The following is a 22115-nucleotide window of genomic DNA, read 5'->3' as shown; positions in this document are numbered from 1 at the left end:
CACCAGCACAGCGCCACCGGGTGACTACCAGGTGTCGCCGGTGGTCTCTCAGCCGATCCAGTCGGCGAACTTCCGGCCGGTGACCTGCTCGTACGCCTGGACGTAGCGGCCGCGGGTGGCCTGGGCGACCTCGTCGGGCAGCGGCGGCGGCGCGGTGTTGGACGCCCGGTCCCAGCCGGAGGCGGGCGAGGTCAGCCAGTCGCGGACGAACTGCTTGTCGAACGAGTGCTGCGCCCGACCCGGCTCGTAGCTCTCCAGCGGCCAGTAGCGGGAGGAGTCCGGCGTGAGCACCTCGTCGCCGAGCACGATCCGGCCGTCGAGCAGGCCGAACTCGAACTTGGTGTCGGCGAGGATGATGCCCCGCTCGGCGGCGTGCTCGGCCGCGCGGCGGTAGACGGCCAGGGTCAGCTCCCGCACGGTGGTGGCGTGCTCGGTGCCGATGACCTCGGCGATCTCGTCGAAGGTGACGTTCTCGTCGTGCTCGCCCAGCGGGGCCTTGGTGGCCGGGGTGTAGATCGACTCTGGCAGCTTGGAGCCCTCGACCAGGCCGGGCGGCAGGGTGATCCCGCAGACCGCGCCGGTGCGGTTGTAGTCGAGGGTGCCGGACCCGGCCAGGTAGCCGCGGGCGACGGCCTCAACGGCGAGCATGTCCAGCCTGCGCACGACCAGCGCGCGGCCGCGGACCTCGGCCGGGATGCGCGGGTCGTCCCAGGCCACCAGGTGGTTGGGCACGAGGTCGCCGAGCAGCTCGAACCAGAACACGCTCATCGCGGTGAGGATGCGGCCCTTGTCCGGGATCGGGGAGTCGAGCACGAAGTCGTACGCCGAGATCCGGTCCGAGGCGACCAGCAGCAGGTGGTCGTCGTCGATGGCGTGCAGTTCGCGGACCTTGCCCGCGGCGATCTTCGGGTAATCCTCGAGCGTGGCCACGTTTGTGCAGCCTACGGATTCGTGCCGCACACTCCGGACGTGGGGTACGACTGGATTTGCTTCACCACGGACTACGGCCGAGCCGACGGCTTCCCCGCCGTCTGCGAAGGCGTCATCGCCCGCACCGCGCCACACGCGCGGGTGCTGCACGTCAGCCACGAGGTGCCGCGCCAGGACGTGCGCGGCGGGGCCGACCTGCTGGTGCGGTCGGTGCCCTTCCTGCCGCGCGCGGTGCACCTCGCCGTGGTGGACCCGGGGGTCGGGACGGCGCGCAGACCGGTCGCGATCGTGTCACCCGAAGGGGTACTCATCGGGCCGGACAACGGGCTGCTCCCGGCGGCGGCGGAAGTGCTCGGTGGGGCCATCGCGGCGTATGAGATCACCGAGTTCCACTTGGAACCCATCTCCGCGACCTTCCACGGCCGCGATGTGTTCGCCCCCGCCGCCGCGCAGGTAGCCAACGGCGTCAACCCCAACGCTCTCGGCCCTGCTGTCGACCTCGATGCGCTGATACGCCTACCTGAGCCGGTCACACACATCGAGCCAGGGCGGGTCACTACCGAGGTTCTAGGGGCAGACAGCTTCGGGAACGTGCAACTGGCCGTCAAAGACCTGGTCGCCGACCCGGGCACGGTGGTCCATGCCCAGGTCGGCGACCGGTCGTTGGAAGCCGTGGTCGGCCGCACGTTCGCCGACGCCCGCGCGGGCGACGCCGTGGTGCTGCTCGACTCGGCGGGCCGGGTCGCGATCGCGGTCAACGGGGGTTCCGCCGCCGAGATCCTCTTGCCGCGACCCGGTGACCGGGCGGTGCTGTTGCTGGCAGCCGCCCCAGCACCGCCCGCTAGGTCCTAGAAGGTGACCTTCCAGGAGTTGATGTAACCGGTGTCGTAGGTGGCGGTGTCGCGGACCGACAGCTTCCAGCCACCGTTGGCGACCTCGCTGGAGAGGTCCACGGTGAACTGGGTGGTCAGGTTCGCGGACCCGTCACCGGGGTTCGCGCGGCGCAGCGAGTAGCTGGTGCCGTCCGGCGCGATCAGGTTGAGCTCGAGGTCACCGACGTAGGTGTGCACGATGTTGACGTCGACCTTGGTGGCCGCGGGGGCGTTGCCGGTGCGGCCGTCGATGGTGACGGTCGAGGTGGCGGCGGCACCGTTGTCGGCGATCTGCACGTCGTCGGTGTTCTCCCACGGGCCACCGGGCTGCGGCGGGGTGCCGCCCTGGACCGCGGCCAGCGCGTCGACGCGGCCCTCGCCGTAGAAGGTGTTCTTGGCGGTGGTGCCCTTGCAGCGGCTGTCGCTGCCGCAGGCCAGGTCGTCGGCCTGCTCGGCGATCTTGGCCTTGATCTGGTCGACCGTGGCGCTCGGGTTGACGCTCTTGATCAGCGCGGCGACGCCGACCACGTGCGGGGTGGCCATCGAGGTGCCCGACATCTGGCCGTAGTTGCCGCCGGGCATGGTCGAGTACACGTTGTCGCCGGGGGCGGCCACGTTGACCTTGTTGGCGAAGTTGGAGAACGACGACTTGGTGTTGTTGCTGGTGATCGAGCCGACGGTCAGCGACGACTCGAGCTCACCCGGGACGATCTTGCAGGACGCGGTCACCGGGCGGCTGGACGGCGTGGAGTCGTCCGGGCTCAGCGTGTCGGTGGACTTGTTGTCCAGGTCGGTGTTCTCGTTGCCCGCGGCGACGACGTTGAGCACGCCCTTGCCGGTGGCGTAATCGGCGGCCCGCTTAACCGCCTCCAGGATCGCGGCCTGGTCGACGTCGTTGGGGCAGTTGGCCCACCACGGGTCGGTCCAGTAGCTGTTGTTGGTCACCGCGAAGCCGTTGTCGCCCGCGTACATGAGGCCGCAGACCACGTTCTCCGGGAAGAACAGCTGGCTGGTCGGCTCGGCGACGCGGATAGAGGCGATGCGGACGCCGGGCGCGACGCCGACCATGCCCTTGCCGTTCTTGGCCGCGGCGATGGTGCCCGCGACGTGCGTGCCGTGGTCACCGACCGGGCGCCACGCGCCGGTGCGCGCGTCGACCTTGCCGTAAGCGCAGGAGACCGACTTAGAGGCGTCGAAGTTCGGCTTGAGGTCGTAGTGCTGGTCGTCAACGCCGGTATCGACGACGCCCACGAGGACGTTAGAGCTACCGGTGGTGACGTCCCATGCCTTGTCGGCGCCGATCTGGGTCATGTCGACCCGGCTGGTCTCGGCCGCGGTCGGCGTGGTCTGCGACGGCGAGGCGGGGATCGCCGGGTTCGAGGACGCGGCGGGCACGTCGGAGGTGCGGGAGGCACCGACCTGCTGCACACCGGAGACCGAGCGCATCTTCGAGGCGAAGTCGGTGGCCGTCGAGTGCGCCACGATGACGCCGATGGCGTCGTAGGAGGCGTACACCGTGCCGCCGTTGGTGCTCACGGCCGACTTGGCGCCGCTGGTGTTGTTGGGGGCGGTGATCACCAGGTAGGCGCGCAGGCCCGCCGCCGCGGCGACCGACTTGCCGGTGCCCGGCTTACCGGGACCCGCGGCGGCGACACCCGCCATGGGCGTGATCAGGCCGACGCTGAGCGCGGCGATGATCGCCGTCCGCCTCAGTCCGGCGCGGGAACGCAGGAACACGATGTCCTCCGGGGCGTTTCGATCAGGGGCAGGGAGACCCTGTGCGCGCCATGATGACCACAAACACCCGCCGGAAGAATCCTTGGCGAAAAATGGGTTCGAACGGCCCAGAGAAGGTGGAAAAAACAGAAGGCCGTCCTGGGACAAACAGGACGGCCTTCAGGGTATTACCAGGTAGCGCGGGTGCTTAGAAGGTCAACTTCCACGAGTTCAGGTAGCCGACATCGGAGCGGTAGATATCCTGGACGCGCAGGTTCCAGGTGCCGTTCGCGACCTCGGTGGAAGCGTTTACGGTGTATGTCGCGATGACGTTGTCCGCGGCGTCATTCGTCGACGAGCTCTTGAGCCGGTACACCGAACCGTCCGGCGCGACCAGGTCGATCACGACGTCGCCGCGGTACGGGTGCACCACGTTGACGTCGACCTTGAGGGTCGCCGGGGCGTTGCCGGGGATGCCGGTGACGGTGATCGGGCTGGTCACCGCGGCGCCGCCGTCCGGGATCTGCACGTCGGTCGGGTTCTCGAAGGAACCGCCGGGGGTGGTGCCGCCGCCGACCGCGTCCTTGGCGTCGACGCGGCCGTCGCCGTAGAAGTTGTTCTTCGCGGTGGTGCCCGCGCAGCGGCTGTCGGAGCAGGCCAGGTCGTCGGCGTCGCCCGCCAGCCGGGCCCGGACCTGGGCCGGGGTCAGCGACGGGTTCACGCTGAGGATCAGCGCGGCCACCCCGGCGACGTGCGGGGACGCCATCGAGGTGCCGGAGGAGTTGCCGTAGGTGCCACCGGGCAGCGTCGAGTACACGTTGTCACCCGGGGCGGCGACGACGATCTTGTCGGTGCCGAAGTTGGAGAACGACGACTTCACGTTCGAGGAGTTGATCGAGGACACGGCCAGCACGCTCGGCAGTTCGTTCGGCACCGCGAGGCAGGCGTTGGTCACCGGGCGGTTCGCGGGCGTCGAGTCGTTGGGGCTGGTGGAGTCGGTCGTCTTGTTCGCCAGGTCGTAGTTCTCGTTGCCCGCGGCGGCGACGTTGAGCACGCCCTTGCCCTCGGCGTAGGCGGCGGCGCGCTTGACGCCCTCCAGGATCGCGGCCTGGTCGACGTTGCTCGGGCAGTTGAACAGCCACGGGTCGGTGTAGTAGCTGTTGTTGGTGATCTTGAAGCCCTGGTCGCCGGAGAACACGAACGCGCAGATGGTGTTCTCGGCGAAGAACAGGCCGCTCGGCGCCTCGGCGATCCGGACCGACGCGATCTTCACGCTCGGCGCGACACCGACCATGCCCTTGCCGTTCTTGGCCGCGGCGATGGTGCCCGCGACGTGCGTGCCGTGGGTGCCCTCGGGCCGCCACGAGCCGACGCGGGTGTCGAGCTTGCCGTAAGCGCACGATGCCGACTTAGAGGCGTCGAAGTTCGCCTTGAGGTCGTAGTGCTGGTCGTCGACACCGGTGTCGAGGACACCGACGGTGACCGAGGGGGACCCGGTGGTGACGGCCCACGCCTGGTCGGCCTTGATCTGGGTCATGTCGACCCGGTTCGTCTCGGCCGCGGTGGGGGTGGTCTGGGTAGGGGACGCCGGGATCGGCGGGTTGCTGACCTGCGCGGGCAGGTCGCTGGTCCGGGTCGCGCCGACCTGCTGGACACCGCTGACCGCGCGCATCTTGGTCGCGAAGTCGGTGGCGGTCGAGTGCGCCACGATGACGCCGATGACGTCATAAGAGGCGAAGACAGTGCCACCGTTGGTCGCTACCGCCGACTTGGCGCCTGCGGTGTTGTTCGGTGCGGTGATGACGAGGTAAGAGCGCAGACCGGCCTGGGCCGCGGCGGGTGCGGCAGGGGCAGCGGGGACTGCTGTCGCCGGGACGGCCAGGCCGACCACGGCGCAGGCCCCGACCGCGGCGGCGACGGCCGCGCGGCGGAGCCGGGAGTGTGAACGCAGGAACACGGCTTTCCTCCACAGGTGAAGGGACCCGGTCGCCGATGACCGGGTGCAGGGTGAACCCTTCACCCACACAGGAGGAGATTGTCATGCCAATGGGACGCCTGACCGGAAGAAATTACCCGAACGGGGCTTAGTTCAACTCGATCGTTGTACCCACCGGGTGGACCTCGAACCGGGAGTTCGCAGGCCCCAGCGTGCTGAACCGATAATGGGCGATGTCGACGCCCTTCTGGCTGGCGGTCTGGTCGTGGATCGGCACCGCGATCCTCGGCGCGACGGCGCGGTAGAAGTCGATCGCCTCACCGAGCCGCAGCCATGGCGCGTCGACCGGCAATCCCAGGATGGAGATCTCCTGGTCGGGCACGAAAAGCGAATCGCCGGGGTGGTAGAAAGCGCCGTCGTCGACCACGTAGCCGATGTTGGGCGGGACCACGATGTCGGCGTGGATGAGCGCGTGCACGCCGCCCACCGCGGTCACGGCGGTACCACCGAGGGTGATGACGTCGCCGGGGTTCGCGGTGCGGGCCTGGAGGCCGAGCTTGGCGACCTCGGGGGCGGTGCCGGGGTCGATGACCAACTCCGCGTGCTGGTTGGCGGCCAGCAGCGCGGGGAGCCGCTCGGGGTCGAAGTGGTCGAGGTGCTGGTGGGTGATGAGCACGCCGTCGAGGTCGCGCAGGTCCTCGAAGCCGTGCGACCAGACGCCCGGGTCGATCAGCAACCGGGCGGACCCGGTCTCCAGCAGCACACACGCGTGGCCGAGATGAGTCACCTTCACGTCGGCCAGGGTATCGCCAGGGTGACGTACTGACCGGTAGCTTCCCGGTATGACGTTCGAGTCGCTGAACCCGGCCACCGACGAGGTCGTCGGCACGCACCCGGTGCACTCCCCGGCCGAGGTCGAGGCGGCGGTGGCCCGCGCGCGGACCGCGGCCGGCTGGTGGGCCGACCTCGGGTTCGCCGGTCGGGCCGAGCGGCTGACCAGGTGGAAGGGCGTGCTGACCAGGCGCGCGACGGATCTCGCCGCGGTCGTCAGCGCGGAGACCGGCAAGCCGCACGCGGACGCCATGCTGGAGATCATCCTGGCGATCGACCACACGGCGTGGGCCGCGCGCAACGCGCCGAAGGTCCTCGGCCGCAAGCGCCGCCCGGCCGGCCTGCTGATGGCCAACCAGTCGGCGACGGTGGAGTACCTGCCGCTGGGCGTGGTCGGGGTGATCGGGCCGTGGAACTACCCGGTGTTCACGCCGATGGGGTCGATCGCTTACGCACTCGCCGCGGGTAACGCTGTCGTGTTCAAGCCGAGCGAGTACACACCCGGCGTCGGGCAGTGGCTGGCGGAGACGTTCGCGTCGGTGGTGCCGGAGCAGCCGGTGTTCCAGGTGGTCACGGGGTTCGGCGAGACGGGGGCGGCGCTGTGCCGGTCCGGGGTGGACAAGATCGCGTTCACCGGGTCGCCCGGGACGGGCAAGAAGATCATGGCCGCGTGCGCGGAAACGCTGACCCCGGTGCTGATCGAGGCAGGCGGCAAGGACGCGCTGCTCGTCGACTCCGACGCGGATGTCGAAGCCGCCGCCGACGCAGCCGTGTGGGGCGGCATCTCTAACGCCGGGCAGACCTGTGTTGGCATCGAACGGGTCTATGTGCACGCGGACGTCTATGACCAGTTTGTATCCCTTGTGGTGGCCAAGGCTCAGGCTGTCGAAGTGGGCAAGCAGATCGGACCGATCACCATGCCCGGCCAGGTCGACATCATCCGCGGCCACATCGCCGACGCTCTCTCTCGTGGCGCCCGCGCACTCGTTGGCGGCAACGGCTCAGGCAGGTTCGTCGAGCCGACGATCCTGGTAGACGTACCGGAAGACGCTGCGGCGGTACAGGAAGAGACCTTCGGCCCGACTCTTACCGTCACCAAGGTCTCGTCCATGGACGAAGCAATCGCTAAGGCCAACAACACCCGCTACGGCCTAGGCGGCGCTGTCTTCTCCCGCACCAACGGCGCAGCCCTAGCCCGCCGCCTCCGCTCCGGCATGGTCTCCGTCAACTCGGTGATCAGCTTCGCCGGCATCCCCTCCCTCCCCTTCGGCGGCACCGGCGACTCCGGCTTCGGCCGAATCCACGGCCCAGAGGGCCTCCGCGAGTTCGCCCGCCCCCAAGCCATCACCCACCAACGCTTCCGCGCCCCCCTGACCCTCACCACCTTCACCCGCCCGGCGAAGACCGACACCCGAGTGGCCAAACTGATCACCCTCCTGCACGGCCGCCGCTGAATCCACCCGTCCCCTGTCAGGGGTCGCGGGAACAGCCGATCCAGTGCACGAGGCGCAGCGGCGCGCCCATGCTGTGGTCGCCGAGCAGGCAGCGCTGCATGCAGGCACTGGCCCCGGAGAGTGCGGCGCTTAGCACTTGTGGTGTTCACGAAGTACGCCAGCGCGTCCTTGGCGGCGGGTCGAACCAGTCTTGCCGACGCGCAATAGGCACAGATGTTATTTGCTAGACGTTAGGGCTCAGTCTCGCCGGTAGCACTACCTTGCAGAGTAGGTGCTATCTAGAGCGGATTACTCCAACGGCTTTTCTAACATCACCAATGGCGGTTATGGCCGAGAATTGCGATTTCAGCTTTTACTGGGCCAATATTGGCTTTTTCTCCCCACTTGATCGACACGCGCTGATTTGAGCTAAATCGCGCCGATTTTGGGACTAATCTCGGTGTGACGACGATGTGCGGAGGGGTGGGTGTCGGAAGACTGGGCTTCGGTTGGGAAGGCCATTACCGAGCGGCTGAGGGCGCGCGGGTGGCGGCAGCGGGAGCTGGCCAAGCGGGCGCAGGTCTCGCAGGCGATCATCCGTGAACTGCAGTACCACACCGTGGTGCGCCGCAGGAGTGCGCGCACGCTCGAGGCGCTGTCGGTCGCACTTGAGCTGCACCCCGACCACTTGAGTGCCGTGCTGCACGGACGGGTTCCGTTGTCGCTCCCGGATGAAACCGCATCGGAAGAAGATCAGCTCCAGTCGCGGCTCGACGGGTTGGACACGCGGCTCAACGAGATTCTCAAGCGCTTGGACGACATCCAGACCCACCTGTTCAACCTCGCACGCATGGCAATTAGCGCAGGGGGCGACTCCAGTCAACCCCCGATCGATCGAGGGCAACCGCCTGGCTAAATATCGGCCCGCCGCGCTTAGCTGGCACCAGCACTTGCCGTCGTCGTTACCGGTATGAACTGGATGCCAGCCATGAACCTGCTCAAAACATCAGCTAGATGGCGCCGTTATCAGCTCGTCTCGACCGCTCCCAATCGGGGTGCCCACTACCGGGGGCGGGCATGAACCACGCCGATCCCCGGCGAATCCTGGCGGACCGGGCAGTCGCCCGGGTCACCTCGCTGTTCCAGGAGAGCGGTCACGTGGTCCAGAAGATCGACGGGCACAACGACTTCGGGGAAGACATCTACGTCAGCTTCAACGAAGCCCGCCGTCCCACCGGCAGCACCATTGCGGTGCAGGTCAAGGGTGGTTCGTCATACCGGAGTGCACGCGGGTACCGGGTGCGGGTCAAGCAGCACGGCGAATCATGGCGGAGGGCCAACGCGCCGGTGGTGTGCGTGGTCTACGACCCGGGCACCGACCTCTTGTGCTGGGCGAACGCGTCCGAGCAGCTCCGGTATGCCCGCGACCGCAGGTCGATCGAGGTCCGACGCACGGACGTGCTGGACGCGGCTTCCGTGGCGGCGTTCGTCCAGCGCATGCGTCGGTACATCGCTGGAGCAGGCGGTCGTCTAGGTGGCGCCGATGACCTTGAGGTCGTCGCAGCGTCCGGTGATGCTCCGGCGGGTGCTGTGCAGGAGGTTGTCGAGCAGGGCGAGTCGGCGGGAGTCGATCGTGGGAGCACCGGTGTCAGCGGCTGATCGAGCGGCCTTGTAGGCCGATTCCAGCAGGTGGGGCTGGACGATCACGACATAGGTGCGGTCCGACGCGACCCGCAGGCGGAGTTGGTCGACGAACTCGTCGGCGTTGGCGCGTTCACCGTCGTACCAGCTCGCTCGTTGCGTGGGGCGCGAAATCAGGTGGTCGACCAAGACATCGTTGTTGAGGTAGCCGATGTTCTTCTCCGCCTGGCTGACGACCTGTTCGAACCGGGCGACCGCGATCCCACGGTCACCGGTGGAGTTTCCGGCCGCCTTCACGTGGATGGCCGTCAGCACCCCCGCGTCGGACAGGTGCAGGAAGTCCGCGACCTCGCCCGCACCGTCATCGCAGAGCAGCCAGCCCGTCGCGTACCGCTGGACCACCCAGGCGAACAACGAGTCGTCTCCGGGCGCGCCGATGGCGTCGTGGAGTGTCTGGCCGTCCTTCTGCCGCGGTTTCTCCCGGCTGATGACGAATCCGCTGAAGTCGGCGAACTCCACCTGGTGGAAGGGCGTGCTGGTCACCCTCTCCTTTAGTACCAGACGATTCCGGTACACGTGCCCGGACTCGTAGTACACGGCGAGCGCGGCGCTTTCCCTCATGTCCTCGGCTATCTGTGTCAGCACCTGGCTATGGGAAGCATCGCCGGTGAACCGCACATCCAGGGTGACATCGGACCGAGCCTGGAGCGGTTTCAGTACCAGCGTCCCGGCCTTTGCACCGTTGTAGCCGACGTCCACCTCCGCGGCAACCCCTTGCCCCGGGCGGACTTCAAGCACAACGTCCACCAGCACCTCTGCCCGTGCGACTTCCTCTTCGTCGACATCGGGGTCGCCGCGCAGCATGTCGGGGTCGAGTACGGCGATCTCATACGCGCCACGCACCCGGGTCAGGTCTGCCTCCCTTTCCGCCAGATTGGGGAACAGCGGTTCGGCGACGCTCGCGTCGACCAGGGACTTCTCCAGAAGGTCGCAGATCTCGGCGGCCGCGATCAAGAACATCTCGAGGTCGAGGGTTCGCTTCCAGGAGATTCGTGATCTCAACGGCGAGAGAGTGACCTGGTCACGGACGACGTTGGTGTCGTCGTCGGGCTGGAAGTCGATCTTTGCGGCGTTCATCAGGTAGGTGCTGTCCTCGATCGGGTTGATGGTGTCCTGCAGCCTGATTCCGCTGAGTGCTTTGGTGTCGGCCTTGGTCGACCGGCGCCGATGGATGCCGCGCATCCACACGGCCTTTCCGTCACCCTTGAACGTCGCGGTGATGACGTCGGGTGGGAGGAACCGATAAGGAGCCAGTTGCCGTTCGACCCACTTGCGGAGTTGGTTGGTCGTCGGCGTCGGCCCGTGGACCACGACGAGGTCGCCGCGGCGGACGACAAGAACCAGTTCGTTCACGACGTCCACCACCCCGGCATCCTTGGGGATCCACGTCGCAGTACGGACAGCCTCGCGCACCAGGCAATAGAGGTTGTCGACACCCGAGTCAGCAAGGCTGCCGATGTCGTCGACCGTGTCGTCCGCGGTGAGGCTGACCTCGAACCGCACGTCCACCTCGTTCGCTCGCCCAACCGTTTCCGCCGTCCTGCGGACGAATTTGACCAAGTCGCTGAACGAACTCTCCGGATTCTTGCCGACGAAGCGCAAGAAGGTGCAGGAGAACTGCGGCGTCAAATCCGCCATCGAGATCGACAAGGCTTCATCATCCGCAACCGGAGGGCGGTTCATGGCCGGGACGATAGCGATGCCCGGTTGTCAATCGCCCATCAAACCAAGTCGACGCAGGAACTGTCGGGCAATTGTCAGCTCTCTGTCGTCCAGGCCGCTCGTTCGCCGGGCCGTCTGTGCGGGCGCGGCTGGGGCACAATCACGGATGACGGCATCGGGTGGTGACTGGCGGGAGCATTCGGGATGTCTGGTGAGCGTGACCGGGCGGGCGCGGCCGTGGTCAAGCGCCAGGGCAGGCACTACACGCCGGTGGGGTTGGCGGGGTTCTTGGCGGCGGGCGTGGTGCGGCACCTGCCGGTGGGGGGTGTTGTGCGGGTGTTGGACCCGGCGTGTGGGGATGGGGAGTTGTTGTTGGGGATTGTGGAGGTGTTGGGGCGGGTTCGGCCGGGGGTGGTGGTCGAGGTGACGGGGTTCGACGTCGATGGGGAGGCGTTGGGGGTCGCGGGGAAGCGGGCGGCGGAGCGGGGGGTGGTGGGGGACTGGCGCGAGGGGGACTTCGTGGCGGTGGCGGGGGAGATCCCCGGTGGGTCGTTCGACGTGGTCATCACGAATCCGCCGTATGTGCGCACGCAGCAGTTGGGGGCTGCGGTGGCTCGGGTTCTGGCTCGGGACTTCAACCTGGTCGGGCGGATCGACCTCACGCACCCGTTCATCAGCACGTTCCCCAGGTTGCTGCGGGCCGGTGGGGTGATGGGGCTGCTGTGCTCGAACCGGTTCCTCAGCACGAGGGCCGGGGCGAACGTGCGCGGCATGCTGGGCGGGTCGTTGACGCCGGTCGAGGTGTACGACCTGGGTGACACCAGGTTGTTCGCCGCAGCCGTGCTGCCTGCCATCGTCATCGCCACGGCGGAGTGCGGGCCGGTGACCTGCCGGTTCGTGTCGGCGTACCGGGCGGAGGGCGCGGCGCGCACCAGCGGCGACACGCTGTTCGAGGCGCTGCGGGCCGATGTCGACAGCGTGGTCGAGCACGGTGGGAAGCCGGTGGCGGTGCGGGTCGGGGAGCTCGCCGAACGGGACGACCCCGCGCAGCCGTGGCGGTTCAGCCAGCACGATCACGACTGGCTGGCGCGCGTGGAGGCGGCGACCTGGAAGACCTTCGGCGCGGTCGGCAAGATCCGGGTCGGAGTCAAGACCACCGCCGACGCCGTGTTCATCCGCGAAGGCTGGCCTGACGTGGAGCCGGAGTTGGTGCTACCGCTGGTGACCCACGAAGACGTCACGCCTTGGCAGGTAGGGCAACCGCGGACGAAGGTCCTTTACCCGTACGACCTCAGTCAGGTCCGACGGACGCCGGTAGACCTGACCAAGTTCCCGAAGACCACCGCCTACCTGGAGTCCCATGCGGAACGCCTGAAGGGGCGCAAGTACGTCACCGACGCGGGCAGGCTGTGGTGGGAGATCTGGGTGCCGCAGCGGCCCGGGCTGTGGGCGGTGCCGAAGGTGGTGTTCCCGGACATCAGTGAGCGCGCGCGGTTCGCGTACGACCGGTCCGGTGTGGTCGTGAACGGGGACTGTTACTGGATCTCGTTGGCGGACATAGGAGACGAGCGGTTGGCCTACCTCATGCTGGGAGTGGCCAACTCGGCCCTGGGCCTCAGGTTCTACGACGAGGTCTGCGGTAACCGCCTCTACTCAGGCCGACGGCGGTGGATCACCCAGTACGTGGAGCGGTTCCCTCTACCTGATCCGAGAACCGCGGCAGCACAAGAGCTTGTGAACACGGTAAGCGAGCTGATCGAGGGCCGCGGCGACCCAACCGCCGTCGATGGCCTGGTGGAGAGGGCGTTCGGCCTCTAGAGCTTGCCTCTAAGGCGTTAGGCGTTGTCCCACAACGTCACACCGACACCCCCGGTACCCGGCCGTCGGGCGCCCCCGCCTCGGCGTAGCGCTTGCTCGCCCGCGCGAGGTAGGTCGGCACGGTCTTCTCGCTGATCCGCATCTTGCGCGCGATGAGCCGGTAGGGCTGCCCCTTGGCCGCGAGGGTCAGCACCTCCCGTTCCTGCTTGGTGAGCCGGACCATCGCCCGCGGATCGGTGACGATCGTGTGCGCCAACCTGCTCGACGTGAAGTGCTCACCGGCATCGGCCGCGCGGATCGCCTCCACCAACCGGTCCTCGGGATCGCCCTTGAGCACAAGCCCGAGGGCGCCTGCGTCGATGGCCTCACGCACTACACCTGCCCGCGACTCCGCGGTGTAGAGGACGACCTGCGCGCCGGTGCTCCTGATCTTCCGCACGTTCGCACCGACGTCGTTCTCGCCGGGGATGTGGATGTCGAGCAAGATCACCGACGGCGCAGGCAGATCCGCGTCGACGTAGGCCCTGACGCGGGGGTAGACCTCGCGCAGCTCGATGTCCGTGGCGTGTTCGGCCAGGTAGCTGCTCAACCCCCGCAGCAGCATCGGGTGTCGTCAACAGCGGCTACCGCGATCACGTCCCCGCCCTTCCTGATCGGCTCACCGTCGGTAATCGCTCCCTTTCCAGGAGTGGTTACGTTCTGGTGCTCAGGAGAGCCGGTCTACTTCTCGCAGGCGATGCCGTCGCCGTCGTTGTCGAGGCGGTAGAGATCGGAGCCGATGACGTGGATGGGGCCCTTGACGTACGCGGGACCGTTGCCGGAGCCGCCCGCGCAGTCGACGTCGCTCGCGTTGGGAACGCACGGCGAGTAGTTCGGGTTGCAGTTCGACGCGGACTTGGCCACCGTCGTCGTGGGCTTGGGGGGCGCCGGTTTGGGCGCGGGGCGCGCGGTTGTTGTTGTCACTGCGGGCTTCTTCACCGCGGTGGTCACTACGGGCGCGGGCACTGGGGCGGGCGGCGGCGGTGGCGGGGGGACCACAGTGGTCGTCGTGGTGGTGGTCGTGACCGGCGTTGTGGTCGTGGTAGTCGTCTTGGTTGTGGTGGTCGTCGAGGTAGGCGAGACCGTCGGCTGGCTTGCGGTGGGGGAACCACAAGCGGTCAGGGTAAGAAGGAAAGCTCCGGCAAGTAGTCCCATGTGGCGGGCCGCCACCTTGATTCTCCGGGGGACGATCATTGTGCACTCCCAGCGGCTGTACGACATACGCCCCCGTTGCATCGGCCAAGCGGGCGTCGCGTTACCGCCGGATGACACCGCGTCAGCGGCGGCCGTGCAGCCCAGACACGAGATCACCCTGGCGACTCGAGTCGTGTTGCCTAGCCACCACCGGACGGTATCGATGGCCGTGGCCAGCCGGGTGACCTCGCACACGGAGGTGCCAACCGGACTTGGCCCTGGCGTCCGCTGTGCACAGTGAGTGTGGAGATCAAGTAACTCAACAACAAAGCGGCCGTCGAGATGACGGCCGCTCCACGGGTGAATAGTGTGCGTGTCCGAGGAGCCATCCCCGTGCTACCCCTACCGTGACACCTTTGGGACTTGCACCCAGGTGTCCGAGAGCGGTTCGCCGCATAGCGCTTCCGCCACACGCTGTTGCAACGTTGGCCAGGAGATAGTATTCCTACGACTCTCCCTCCTGTAGAGAGACCCAGATATTGTTGCATCCAGAAATAGAAGGTGAGGTAGACGAAATGACGTTGCTCGCGGCCTGGGTGCAGCGACATGAAACCCTTCAGCAGCTAGTTGTGTGCTCCGATTCGCGCGTCAGCGGCGGTGAAAGTTGGAATGTTTACCCGAAAGTTCTTGTTCTACCTCGACCGGGTGCCGTCATAGCTTGGTCCGGACTAGCCGCAGAAGCTACGCCCTTCGTGATGCAAGCCATCAATACGTGCATTCTGCACGACGGGAACCTTTCGGGTCGTGCCGATATTGGCTATGTCGCCAAAAAGATCCACGCCGTATATAGCGACCTACGTAGACATATTACCGATCTTCCTGTTGGTCAGGAGAATCCAGATGTTCCAGAGATTGACGTCATGCTGTGCGGATGGTCCTGGCGTCGACTTCGATTCGAAGGATACGCATATCAATATGATTCGTTTGGCACTCTTAATATGCGACGACTGGATCGACTGGACGAAGACGCTCGCTACGGCGTCCATTTTCTTGGAGATGCCGGGAAGGTGGCGAAGCGCCGTCTAGACGAGGTGCTTCGAGAACGCGGGATGTACCCCCCTGCTCGCGACTGTTTCGACGCCGCGAAAGAGGCGAAGGGTTCGTTCTTAAACTGGGAACCGCTAGAAGTTATGCTCGAACTTATTTCAGATCCGGAAGTACGCACCGTGGGCGGCGTTCCTCAGATTTCATGTATATACCAGAGGGGGGAATCCGAGATTTTTGTTTGGCGGGACGAAGAAGGTATCAGCCATTTCGGCGGACGGCCAATACCTTCAAATGAGCGATTTGATCGCCGAATTATACGATCCAGCGGTGCGGGATTTTCGGTCTCATTTTCGGATCAATCGATGAGTGCGGCAAAGATTGAGGGTTCGGCAGACACTTTCGATCTTTCCCAGAAGCCTTAAGGCTGTGACGCTGCTCCGCCAGTTTCGCGCCACCATCGAGGCTGCGTCAACCTACTGAACTCCTGGATGTCTCAACCGGGCGGGGGTTGAGCGCCATGGCAAGGTGAGCCTTCCGCTGTCATCGATTCGGGCTGGCTGACCGTTTCGGTTCACGGCGTGAAATCGGCAAGGGGAGTTGATCGACAACGCAGACCTGTACTGGCCGGGGGAAGTTGGAACGAGTTGCGGTGGCAACAGTCAGGGTGTGGGTGACTTGAAGCCCTGAATCATTGCAAGACGCCCACAGCTTGCCTGTGTAGCCAGAGGATCGTCTGCTCGTGGTTGAGGGTCTTCTCGGCTAAGTTGCTGGCTCGCTCTTCAGGATGCGCGTTGATGGTGATGTTACGCGATCTTCTAGTTTGCCGTAGATCTGGACTTCGGCGACGTCGTTGGTGGTTTCGCCGGTGAGGCGGGCTTGGGGGATGAGGAGGGTGTTGGCCCAGTGGAGCATGGTGGCGGCGGTGATGCTGAAGCTGTCGGATTCGATGGTGAGGGTGATGTGGTCGCTGGGCTTGGCTTGGACGAAGAGTTCGACGCGGCTGGGGGCGGGGAGTGAGTAGGTGGTCAGGTGGGTGTCGAGGGCGTTGGCGAGGGTGGTGATGGCCTCGCCGATGAGGGTTCGGCTTGTGCTTGCTGGGGTTCCAGGCAAGGGGTATCCGGCGGTCGGGTCGGTGTCGGGCTGGAGTGGCGGGATGGGTGTTGCCGGGGTGCGTGATGTGGTGGTGGGGGAGGTTGCGCGGATAGCGGTGAGGTGACCGGCAGGCCATTCGAGGGCGGTGGAGAGGGCTTCTAGGGTTCGGTAGCTGCGGCGTCGCTCGACGGTGTTGTATTCGAGTTCTCGGATGATGGCTTGGGAGACGCCGGAGCGTTTGGCTATGTGGTGTTGTTTGAGGCGTAGTTGCTCCCGGCGTTGGGACATGGCTTGGCCGACTGCCTGCCAGTTGTCGGGCATCAGGAGGCCGCCTTGTGGTGTGCGGGGAGCATGTCGCGGAGTTCGGCGGTGACGATGGCTAGGGCCGCGGCGGTGTGGTGGCGGTACGCGAGGGTGAGTTGTTGGTGGTGGGCGGTGCTGGTCATGGTGATGCCGTCTGGGGTGTGGGAGGCGGTGAGGGTTGCGCCGGGGTTGGTGAAGGTGGCGCTCTGGCCGGACCTTCGGCAGACGTCGGCGAGGTGATGGGTGTCGCGGGCGACGAGGGCGACGCTGTAGGTGGGGATAGCCGCCGGGTGGATGAGGGCGGTTCGGAGGTCGGGGGCTAGGTCGAAGATCGTGGTCGCGGGGGCGCCGTTGGGGAGTTGGGCTTTGAGGCACCAGCGGTGGGCGAAGTGGTCGTAGATCGGGCCGTGGCGGACGATGAGGGAGTCGGCTGGGGAGCGTCCGCGTGGTGGCATGGGTCGGCCCTTGATGGTGAGGAACACCGGGTTTGGGGTGGCCGCGGGTTGTCCTGGGCGGGACAGGTTGACTGTCGCGGCGGGACGGCCTGACTAGATACGTGACCTGCGGTTTCTCGGCTGGGACAGGGGGCGGCAAGCCGTCCCGAGGTGGCTTGGGTCAGCCCTGTGCGGCGCTGGACTGAGCCGATGAGCTGGCCTGGCCCGCGTCGAGCCTCGCTAGGGAGGTCTGGGCGAGGTCGATGAAGCGGCGGAGGCTGGGGCGGTCGAAGCCGAATTCGAAGGCGTCGGTGGTGGGGCCGATGAGGAAGTCGATCTGGTCTTCGGTGGGGTGCAGGGTGGCGGTCATCTCGCAGGTGTCGCGGATGGCTACCCAGGTGATGACTTTGAGCGGTGCGGTCATGGTTCAGCTTTCGTCGGGTAGGGCGGAGTGGAGTACGTGGCGTTCGTAGGTGTGTTCGATGAGTCGGTAGACGGCGGTGCAGGTCGCCCTGACTAGTTCTTTCTGGGCGTCGAGGGTGGGTGCAGGTGCGCTGCCGTCTTGGGCGCGGATGGAGTCGAGGACGTACTGGCTGAGGGCTGCGGCTGTGGCGTTGAGGTCGGTGACCATGGATTCGTCGAAGCGCCAGGTCGGGTCGGTGGTCATCGGCGGGGGTGGCGGGTCAGCCAGCGGAGCGAGGTGGCGACTCTGGGGCTGTGGCCTAGGCGGTGTTGTTCGACCGCGGTGGCGACGGCTTGGACGCAGCGGGTGAGTTCGTCGAGGTCCTTGGAGAGGTAGGGGACGCTGGCGGGGCGGGGCTGACATCGCGCGGGAAGGGCTGATATCAGCTTGGCGACGATGGCGCGGGCGAGGGCTCTCATCGGCGGCGCCTCCTCGGGTGCTGGTGGGTGCTCGACCGGTGCGGTGAGGGCATTGGCCTGGGGTCGAGCGGGTGTAGTACCTAGTCAAGGGCATGCACGCGGCCGGGGACAGAGAACCCGGGTGGGAGGCGTGTGGGAGGTCTGCGAGAACCGGCGGCGGGATTGTTTTCGGCTGTACGGTTGCGGTGCTGATACCGGAGGTGGTCCGCATGGGGACTGGGCGTCGTCGGGTTGAGTTGGCGGCTGTGCGGCGTGGGGCGGGGTTCACGCAGGAGTCGTTGGCGGAGGCGCTGGGGGTCGACCGGACCACGGTGATCACGTGGGAAGCCGGGAGCCACGCGCCGATGCCGCACGTCCGGCCGCGGTTGGCTCAGTTGCTGGAGCGGTCGCCGGGAGAGTTGGACGAGCTACTCAGTGGCCAGCCGAAGGTGGTCGAGTTCGGGCGGCCGGACCTTGACGCGGTGTTCTCGTGGTTGGACCGGGTGGCGGGGTGGGATCGGGGGACGAGTCGCCGGAAGGTTGGCGAGGGGCTGGCGGACGTGCTGCCACGGGTGGCGGTGGGGCGCGCGGAGGTCGCTAACCGGCTTGCCCGGTACTACGGCGGGAGCAGCGTGTTCAGCGCACGGGTTGGGTCGACAGAGGTGTTGACCAGCGTGGTGACGCGGCCGGAGTGGCTGGACCTGCGGTGTGAGCTGTCGCCGACCGGGGATCGGCTGGAACTCAGCGTTGGTGCGGAAGCCCGGTGGGCGATGAGCGAGCGGGCAGCGCTGACAGCGACAAGGCGGCTCGCGGACGCGGTGGTCAAGGGCGCGCGGCTGACGGATGCGCCGGTGTACCGGCTGGTGGAGGTCATGCCAGAGGTGGGAGTGGTGCGCGGTCAGGTAGAGGTGGCCTCCTTCTTCGACTACGCGTTGACGGCGGATCTGCTGGAGCGGGAGCTAGCGGAGTCGCCGGATGAGCTACCGCTAAGGGACGCGTGGATGCCGGACCTGGAATCGGTGTTCGACCTGCGGGGGCGGTTGTGTGCGGGTGGGGCGCTGGCGTTGTTCGCGGCGGCGCGACCGGCGGACCCGTTCCGCGGTGAGGCTGACTATGTGCTGCTGGTGCAGGAGCGGTCCAGCCAGGTGGTGAACGCGGCGGGGCGACTGGCGGTGATCCCAAAGGGGTTCCACGGGCCGCTCAACGACGTGCGAGCGGACAGCCGGATCGGGGCAACGTTGCGGCGGGAGCTCGAAGAGGAGCTGTTCGGGCGCGGGGACGTCGACGTCACGGGTGGGCCGATGCGGGCGGCGGACCCGATGCACCGTGCGCGGCTGTCAGAGCCGATGCGATGGCTGAGTGAGGACCCGGCGCGGTGGCGGATGGAGTGCACGGGGTTCGGGTTGAACCTTGTCAGCGGGAACTACGAGTTCGCGTGCCTGGTCGTTATCGAAGATGAGGAGTTCTGGCAGCGGTTCGGCGGCCAGATCGAGGCGAACTGGGAATCTGACGGCCTGCGGCAGTATTCGTCCCGCGATGGGGAATCGCTCGAAAAGCTGATCGCGGATGACTCGTGGAGCAACGAAGGCGTGTTCGCGATGGTGCAGGGGCTGCGCCGGTTGCGGGAGATCGGCGGCGAGCGGGTGAGCCTGCCGCCGATCGAGTGGCGGGTGGGTCAGGCGGCGGAAGGCCAGCGCACAGTCATGACCACGGAGGCGGCCAGAGCCTCCCAGGAGTGATCGATGCCGGGTCCCCACATGACGTAGTCGCCGGGGCGGGTCATGGTGTGGCCGCCCTCGGTGAGGTCAACGCGGAAGTGGCCGCTGACCAGTACGACCAGGGTGGTGCGCTGATCATCCGAGGTCCACTCGGGGCGCTTGTCGCCCTCGGGGTGGGTGCCCCACTTGACCTCAACGTCCTTGGAAGCGCGGATGCCCTGAGCGGGGTCGATGAAGTGGCCGACCAGCCAGCCGCGGGTGTTGGTGGTGTCGTCGGCGGCGTTGCCGCTCGACCAGCCGGTGGTCACTCGGTGATCTCCCAGTCGAGGGGTGGAAGGTTGACCCGGTCCGGGTCGACTTCGGCGAGGCGCCGCAAGCCTTGGAGCATGGCGAACAGTCCTTCGTTGCTCCACGCTACATCAGCCAGTGGCTCGCCAATGATGTCCGGGTCTTGTGTGGAATAGCGGTGCAGCCTGGACGATTCCCAGTTGGCTTCGACCATTCCGCCGAATCGTGGCCAGAAATCTTCGTCGTGGATGACTATCAGGCTGGCGAACTCGTGGTTCCCACTGACCAGGTTCAACCCGAACCCCGTGCTCTCCATGCGGAGGCGGCCGGGCTCGGCGAGGAGCCAGCGAAACGGCTCGGACAGGCGACTCGGGTGCATGGGGTCGGCGCTGCGCTGGTCTCCCAAGGTGCTGTCGATGTCGGCGCGCCCGAACAGTTCCTCTTCCAGCTCACGGCGCAGCGTGGCACCGACCTGGGCATCCGCGCGGATGTCGGTCACCGGCTGGTGGAAGCCCTTGGGGATGACGGCCAGGCGGCGGGCGGCGTTGACGACGTGGCCGGATCGTTCCTGGATCAACAGGAGGAAGTCGGCCGGGCCGCGGTACGGGTCGGCGGGGCGGGCGATCGCGGTGAGGGCCAGGGCTCCACCTGCGCACAGGCGGTCGGCGACATCGAGGACCGTGCCCAGGTCGGGGAGAAACCGGTCTCGCAGTGGCAGCGTGACGCGGCCTGCGGTGATCGCGTCGATCAACTCGGCTTCGAGGAGGTCGAGCGTCAGGGCGTACTCGACGAACGAGGCGATACCGACCGTGCCCGCGATGCGTCCCGACCCCACATCAAGGCTGGTGAGGCTGTAGAGGGGCGCGTTCACCAGGCGGGTCCCGAGGGTGAGCGTTTCGGCGAGCCGGTTGACGGCGGCGTCGTGGTCGAGGGTGACGGCGGCGCTGGGGGTGGTCGTGGCGCGGAGGCGGTCATGGCTGACGTCCAGCGGGCACGCGAGGTCGAGCCACTCGGGGCGCGTCACGATGCTGGTGGCGAGGAGCTGGTTGCCGAAACGGGCGCGGTACAGGGGCGTGGGGCCGTAGTAGGCGGTGAGCGCGTCGGCGATGTCGCGTTGGCTGACGCGGGCACGGTGGTGGCTGCGGTCCTGGAGCTGGTGGCTGTCGAGCTGCGCGGCGCGGGCAGCGACGTGGGTTCGCGCGGTGCCGGGACTCCATCCCGCTTGGCTGTCAACCCAGTCGAGGGCGGCGACGATGTGCGGGTCGAGTTGGAGCCGGTCATCGGCCACGGGTCGGGTGAGTTCCGCAAAGCGAGCCTGAGCGTCTGGGGCGGCCTGGGCTAGGGCGGTGTCGAGGAGTTGTTGCATCTCCGACTGCGGCTTGACCGTGGGTTTCTGGTGCCAGGCCGCGACTGTGCGCGCGGAGATGCCGAGGTAAGCGGCGAATGCCTCTTGGCTCAGCCGTAGGGCAGCCTGGAGCGTGACGGCGGTGCGGCCAGTCCACGCGCTACGCATCGGGTTCTCTGGTTTCTGCGGTGTTGTTGCAGTGGTTGTGCGGTGCTTGTGCATGGGACCGAGCGCCGTTTCGGCCTTGAATCGGTGGTGTGGAAATCACCTCGAACTCACTGCCCGCCGGTATTGCGCAGCACCGTGCGCAAGTCGTTCTGAATGCTGTCGAGAACGCCGGCGATCTCGGTGACGCGTCGTTCGAGGTTGTCGAGCCGGGTGACGACGGGATCGGGTGCCGGTGGTGTCTGTCCGTTGAGGACAGCATCCAGGTGCTGCGGGTGCAGGCCGAGTGCCACCGACAGCGCTTCGAGGGTCCTCGCGCTGCGGCGGCGCTCGACGATGTGGAGTTGCAGTTCGCGGACGATGGCCTGGGAGACCTGCGAGCGTTCGGCGAGTTCGCGTTGACGCAGGCCGAGGGCGTCCGCGCGCTCGTTGATGACCCTCGCGACTGCCGCCCAGTCTTCCGCCACGCATTCCTCCGTGCTCCGCCTCCTGCCCGACATTAGTGCCTTGACCTCTTAACGCGCCGCTCATCGGACGCGGCGGACGATCATGCCTATCGGGCAGATGATTTCTCACTTCTGGGTGGACTTAAATCATTCCTGGAGCTTCTGATGTTGTTCTACTCGATTCGTGAGACGGCCTGGATTCTCGGTGCGCCGCTGTGGCGGGTGCGGCGCGCGGTCCGGCTGGGGACATTGCCAGCGGTGCACCGGCGCGGGCGGCTGATGGTGCCGTCGCATGAGGTTGTGCGCTGGTTCGACGCGGTGGGGGTGCGCCGTGAGCGATGAGC

Annotated in this window: 22 protein-coding genes; 8 read left to right on the top strand and 14 right to left on the bottom strand. The window is 66.9% G+C overall.

What is annotated here, in order from left to right; translation table 11 throughout:
* Positions 1–48: 48 nt before the first annotated feature.
* Positions 49–930 carry a phosphoribosylaminoimidazolesuccinocarboxamide synthase gene (locus CLV68_RS04575; RefSeq protein ID WP_121390966.1) on the bottom strand — a complete coding sequence of 294 codons (882 nt, stop codon included), beginning with the start codon at positions 928–930 and terminating at the stop codon, positions 49–51.
* Between the two features lie 21 nt (positions 931–951).
* On the opposite strand from CLV68_RS04575, the gene CLV68_RS04570 reads away from it, so the two are divergent.
* Positions 952–1782 carry an SAM hydrolase/SAM-dependent halogenase family protein gene (locus CLV68_RS04570; RefSeq protein ID WP_246009663.1) on the top strand — a complete coding sequence of 277 codons (831 nt, stop codon included), beginning with the start codon at positions 952–954 and terminating at the stop codon, positions 1780–1782.
* Here the strand turns inward: CLV68_RS04570 and CLV68_RS04565 are convergent.
* The 3 genes from CLV68_RS04565 to CLV68_RS04555 all read right to left on the bottom strand — a co-directional run bounded on the left by CLV68_RS04565 (position 1779) and on the right by CLV68_RS04555 (position 6247).
* Positions 1779–3539 carry a S8 family peptidase gene (locus tag CLV68_RS04565; RefSeq protein ID WP_246009662.1) on the bottom strand — a complete coding sequence of 587 codons (1761 nt, stop codon included), beginning with the start codon at positions 3537–3539 and terminating at the stop codon, positions 1779–1781. The two genes, CLV68_RS04570 and CLV68_RS04565, sit on opposite strands and share 4 nt — an antisense overlap.
* 187 nt (positions 3540–3726) lie before the next feature.
* Entirely contained in the window at positions 3727–5475 is a 1749-nt protein-coding gene (locus CLV68_RS04560; protein WP_121389301.1) for a S8 family peptidase, read from the bottom strand.
* A gap of 127 nt (positions 5476–5602) precedes the next feature.
* Positions 5603–6247, bottom strand: a complete 645-nt coding sequence (locus CLV68_RS04555) for an MBL fold metallo-hydrolase (RefSeq protein ID WP_121389300.1) — start codon at positions 6245–6247, stop codon at positions 5603–5605.
* A gap of 49 nt (positions 6248–6296) precedes the next feature.
* Between CLV68_RS04555 and CLV68_RS04550 the strand changes: the two genes are divergently transcribed.
* From CLV68_RS04550 to CLV68_RS04535, 4 genes are all read left to right on the top strand, one after another.
* Positions 6297–7739: an aldehyde dehydrogenase family protein gene (locus CLV68_RS04550; protein ID WP_121389299.1), complete on the top strand. Its 1443-nt coding sequence runs from the start codon at positions 6297–6299 to the stop codon at positions 7737–7739.
* Positions 7740–8205: 466 nt separating this feature from the next.
* Positions 8206–8634, top strand: a complete 429-nt coding sequence (locus CLV68_RS04545; protein WP_246009661.1) for a helix-turn-helix domain-containing protein — start codon at positions 8206–8208, stop codon at positions 8632–8634.
* Positions 8635–8795: 161 nt separating this feature from the next.
* Positions 8796–9377, top strand: a complete 582-nt coding sequence (locus CLV68_RS04540; protein ID WP_170224077.1) for a DUF4365 domain-containing protein — start codon at positions 8796–8798, stop codon at positions 9375–9377.
* Positions 9378–11285: 1908 nt separating this feature from the next.
* A complete protein-coding gene (locus tag CLV68_RS04535) occupies positions 11286–12899 on the top strand; it encodes an Eco57I restriction-modification methylase domain-containing protein (protein ID WP_121389297.1) in 1614 nt (537 codons plus the stop codon).
* A 37-nt stretch (positions 12900–12936) separates the two neighbouring features.
* On the opposite strand, the gene CLV68_RS04530 is transcribed toward CLV68_RS04535, so the two are convergent.
* Both CLV68_RS04530 and CLV68_RS04525 read right to left on the bottom strand, forming a co-directional pair.
* The gene (locus tag CLV68_RS04530) at positions 12937–13503 is read right to left on the bottom strand and encodes a LuxR C-terminal-related transcriptional regulator (RefSeq protein WP_121389296.1); all 567 of its coding nucleotides are present in this window, start codon (positions 13501–13503) and stop codon (positions 12937–12939) included.
* Between the two features lie 116 nt (positions 13504–13619).
* Positions 13620–13862 carry an excalibur calcium-binding domain-containing protein gene (locus tag CLV68_RS04525; RefSeq protein WP_147459877.1) on the bottom strand — a complete coding sequence of 81 codons (243 nt, stop codon included), beginning with the start codon at positions 13860–13862 and terminating at the stop codon, positions 13620–13622.
* Positions 13863–14647: 785 nt separating this feature from the next.
* On the opposite strand from CLV68_RS04525, the gene CLV68_RS33285 reads away from it, so the two are divergent.
* Positions 14648–15541, top strand: coding sequence for a hypothetical protein (locus CLV68_RS33285; RefSeq protein ID WP_147459876.1), 894 nt, complete (start codon positions 14648–14650; stop codon positions 15539–15541).
* 337 nt (positions 15542–15878) lie between these two features.
* Here the strand turns inward: CLV68_RS33285 and CLV68_RS33280 are convergent, their stop codons facing one another.
* The 5 genes from CLV68_RS33280 to CLV68_RS33275 form a co-directional block, all read right to left on the bottom strand.
* Entirely contained in the window at positions 15879–16532 is a 654-nt protein-coding gene (locus CLV68_RS33280) for a helix-turn-helix domain-containing protein (protein WP_147459875.1), read from the bottom strand.
* Positions 16532–16969, bottom strand: a complete 438-nt coding sequence (locus CLV68_RS04505; RefSeq protein WP_147459874.1) for a hypothetical protein — start codon at positions 16967–16969, stop codon at positions 16532–16534. The genes CLV68_RS33280 and CLV68_RS04505 overlap by 1 nt, the downstream gene beginning before the upstream one ends.
* A gap of 160 nt (positions 16970–17129) precedes the next feature.
* Positions 17130–17372 (bottom strand): hypothetical protein, encoded by a 243-nt coding sequence (locus tag CLV68_RS04500; protein WP_121389290.1) that lies wholly within the window; start codon positions 17370–17372, stop codon positions 17130–17132.
* Between the two features lie 3 nt (positions 17373–17375).
* Entirely contained in the window at positions 17376–17615 is a 240-nt protein-coding gene (locus CLV68_RS04495) for a hypothetical protein (protein ID WP_121389289.1), read from the bottom strand.
* Positions 17612–17830: a hypothetical protein gene (locus tag CLV68_RS33275; protein ID WP_147459873.1), complete on the bottom strand. Its 219-nt coding sequence runs from the start codon at positions 17828–17830 to the stop codon at positions 17612–17614. Before CLV68_RS33275 ends, CLV68_RS04495 begins: the two co-directional genes overlap by 4 nt.
* 209 nt (positions 17831–18039) lie before the next feature.
* Here CLV68_RS33275 and CLV68_RS04490 point away from each other — a divergent pair, with 209 nt between their 5' ends.
* Positions 18040–19548, top strand: a complete 1509-nt coding sequence (locus CLV68_RS04490; RefSeq protein ID WP_121390963.1) for a helix-turn-helix transcriptional regulator — start codon at positions 18040–18042, stop codon at positions 19546–19548.
* On the opposite strand, the gene CLV68_RS04485 is transcribed toward CLV68_RS04490, so the two are convergent.
* From CLV68_RS04485 to CLV68_RS04475, 3 genes are all read right to left on the bottom strand, one after another.
* A complete protein-coding gene (locus CLV68_RS04485) occupies positions 19485–19835 on the bottom strand; it encodes a signal peptidase I (RefSeq protein ID WP_121389288.1) in 351 nt (116 codons plus the stop codon). The genes CLV68_RS04490 and CLV68_RS04485 overlap by 64 nt on opposite strands.
* Positions 19832–21328, bottom strand: a complete 1497-nt coding sequence (locus CLV68_RS04480; protein WP_121389287.1) for a helix-turn-helix domain-containing protein — start codon at positions 21326–21328, stop codon at positions 19832–19834. The genes CLV68_RS04485 and CLV68_RS04480 overlap by 4 nt, the downstream gene beginning before the upstream one ends.
* A 107-nt stretch (positions 21329–21435) precedes the next feature.
* Positions 21436–21792 carry a helix-turn-helix domain-containing protein gene (locus CLV68_RS04475; protein ID WP_121389286.1) on the bottom strand — a complete coding sequence of 119 codons (357 nt, stop codon included), beginning with the start codon at positions 21790–21792 and terminating at the stop codon, positions 21436–21438.
* A gap of 144 nt (positions 21793–21936) precedes the next feature.
* Between CLV68_RS04475 and CLV68_RS04470 the strand changes: the two genes are divergently transcribed.
* On the top strand, positions 21937–22113 hold the full coding sequence (locus CLV68_RS04470; protein WP_121389285.1) for a helix-turn-helix domain-containing protein: 177 nt from the start codon (positions 21937–21939) through the stop codon (positions 22111–22113).
* Positions 22114–22115: the final 2 nt, after the last annotated feature.

This window comes from Actinokineospora cianjurensis (assembly GCF_003663795.1).
Lineage (GTDB): Bacteria > Actinomycetota > Actinomycetes > Mycobacteriales > Pseudonocardiaceae > Actinokineospora > Actinokineospora terrae.
Note: the sequence above shows the minus strand (reverse complement) of the source record. Positions and strands in the feature narration are given on the sequence as shown.